Genomic DNA, 2,522 nt, shown 5'->3' on the forward strand with positions numbered 1-2,522 from the left:
TGGTTTAGGGTTTCGGGTGCCGTCAGGCGTACGAAAGCCTCTCATGCAGGAACCCGCGGTCCGCACACTCCGGTCTATGGGGTTTTGTGTTTCAGGGCGGCCCAGGGGCACTCAATCACAGCAGCGTCCGTAGGACCAAGCGCGTTGAAGAAGGCGTCTGCAGGCGTGATCGCAGAGATTTTCGCAGAGACTCCGAGAGAGTTTTCAAGACTGAGAGTTATCGCCACTCCACTTGGCGCAAGCCATCCCGTTGGCCGACGTTGATGTGAGGTGGCCACATGAATGAACAGGCTATGCCGGGTCATGAAGCGTTCTCCCGGTTCGTTGCCGCCGTGTCTGGCGGCCCGCGCGGCTGTCGCCACCGTTCGAATACCTCAATGATGATCATGCGTCCGCCACAGCAGGGACATGACGGGCGAAAGTCGGTCTGTTCGTCCGCTGCGTCGTGACAGGGCGGCGCAGCGACGTTCAGGAGTTCGCGCGCGCGTGCGATGCTGCTCGTGCGGGAGCCGCCGGCGAGCAGGCCGTAGTGACGAATGCGATGGAAGCCGCGCGGCAGGACATGGAGCAGGAAGCGGCGGATGAACTCGTCGGTGGTGAGCGTCATGATCTGCTGCCGGTCCGCTCCATCGCGGCGGTAGTCCTTGTAGCGGAAGGTTACGCCGCTCTGGTCGAAGCTGATGAGGCGGCTATTCGATATTGCGACCCTATGAGTGTAGCGCGACAGATAGGCGAGCACCGCTTCCGGGCCGGCGAAGGGTGGCTTGGCGTAAACGACCCAGCGCGTCTTGCGGACCGGCGACAGGTGACGCACGAATGCCCGGCGATCAGCCAAATGTGCTGCCGATTCGAAGAAGGCAAGCCGGCCGGCGTCGTGGAGCTGGAGCAGCCGAGTGAGGAACAGGCGGCGGAACAGCTTGCCCAGCACGCGCACCGGCAGAAGGAACGCAGCACGCGACGAGATCCATCGTTTCCCGTCGAGGGCAATGCCGCCGCCCGGCACAATCATGTGAACATGGGGATGATGCATCATTGCCGAGCCCCATGTATGCAGGACAGCCGTGATGCCGATGCGTGCGCCGAGATGCTTCGGGTCGGCAGCGATCGTCAGCATCGTTTCCGATGCGGCCTTGAACAGCAGGTCATAGGCCAGCGCCTTGTTTTGGAATGCGATGTCGGCGACCCCGGCGGGCAGTGTGAAGACGACATGGAAGTATCCCACCGGCAGCAAGTCGGCTTCTCTTTCAGCGAGCCAGGTGCGTGCGGCAGCACCCTGGCACTTCGGACAATGCCGGTTGCGGCAGGAATTGTAGGCGATGCGCCATTGGCCGCAATCCTCGCAGGCCTCGACATGTCCGCCCAATGCAGCGGTGCGGCAGTGCTCGATCGCGGACATCACCTTGAGCTGGGCTAAGCTGAGATGTCCTTCATGGGCTGCCCTGTAGGCGGGTCCGGCGGAACGGAAGATATCGGCGACCTCTATCGAGGTGCGCACGGCTCAGCCGTCGGGCGTCTTGCCTTCCATCAGCGCCATCAGCCGGTCAAGCGGCCCCGCGACCGCGTGGATCGTCCGGGTCGAGACCTTGGCATAGAGCGCGGTTGTCTCAAGCTTGCTGTGTCCGAGCAGAACCTGGATGACCCTGATATCGGTGCCGTCCTCCAGAAGGTGGGTGGCGAAGCTGTGCCTTAATGTATGCGGGCTGACGCGCTTGCGGATGCCGGCAACCTCGGCTGCTTCCTGCACCGCGCGATGCAGTTGCCGCGACGAGATCGGATCGGTGCAACTGCGCCCCGGAAACAGCCAGCCATGGGGTAACATGACGCCGCGCCGCTTTCCTTCGCGCCACCACAGTCGCAGCAGTTCCAGGAGTTGCGGCGAGAGCATGGCGTTGCGGTCCTTGCGCCCTTTGCCCTGTTCAACGCGTATCAGCATGCGTGTCGAGTCGATATCGTCGACCTTGAGGTGCGCAACCTCGGAGACGCGCAAGCCCGCGCCATAGGCAACGCCGAGCGCCGCTTTATATTTGATGCCTGGTGCCGCCTCGAGCAGCAGTGCGGCTTCCTCCACGCTCAGCACCTCGGGCAGCTTGCGCGGATTGCGGGTTATCACCAGCGCTCGCGCCATATCCCGCCGCCTCAGTGTCACCGTGAACAGAAAGCGCAGCGCCGAGACCGTGCTATTGATCGTCGCCGGGCCTACACCGTTCTCATGCTGATACAACTGGAAGCGCCGTATGTCTTCGGCCGTCGCGGTGTCGGGCGTGCGCCCAAGAAAAGCGGCGAAGCGCCGGACATGACGAATGTAGTCATGCTGCGTATGGGTTCCCAAACCCCGCATCACCATGTCTTGTTGCATGCGCTGGCGAAGCGGTGTGATCGGGGCATCGTTTGAAAAGCTGGCCATGGAAAGTTCCTCTCGTTGAAGGGAACTCAATCGTCTGGCAACAGCCTCTGCCTGCCTAGAACTTCAGATAATCACACCAACCTCACCGCGCGCACCCTCCCGCGAAGCGGGTTCGTGC

2 protein-coding genes are annotated in these 2,522 nt (G+C 62.5%); both read right to left on the reverse strand.

Going from position 1 to position 2,522, the window contains the following annotated elements:
- Positions 1-301 precede the first annotated feature (301 nt).
- On the reverse strand, positions 302-1,495 hold the full coding sequence (locus EEQ99_RS34290; RefSeq protein ID WP_127431938.1) for an IS91 family transposase: 1,194 nt from the start codon (positions 1,493-1,495) through the stop codon (positions 302-304).
- 3 nt (positions 1,496-1,498) lie between these two features.
- The gene (locus EEQ99_RS34295) at positions 1,499-2,404 is read right to left on the reverse strand and encodes a tyrosine-type recombinase/integrase (RefSeq protein ID WP_127431939.1); all 906 of its coding nucleotides are present in this window, start codon (positions 2,402-2,404) and stop codon (positions 1,499-1,501) included.
- Between the last annotated feature and the right edge of the window lie 118 nt (positions 2,405-2,522).

It is taken from the genome of Rhizobium anhuiense (genome assembly GCF_003985145.1).
Lineage (GTDB): Bacteria > Pseudomonadota > Alphaproteobacteria > Rhizobiales > Rhizobiaceae > Rhizobium > Rhizobium anhuiense.

Coding starts and splice junctions, on each gene's coding strand:
- EEQ99_RS34295 (WP_127431939.1), bottom strand. CDS start 2,404: ATGGCCAGCTTTTCAAACGATGCCCCGATCACACCGCTTCGCCAGCGC.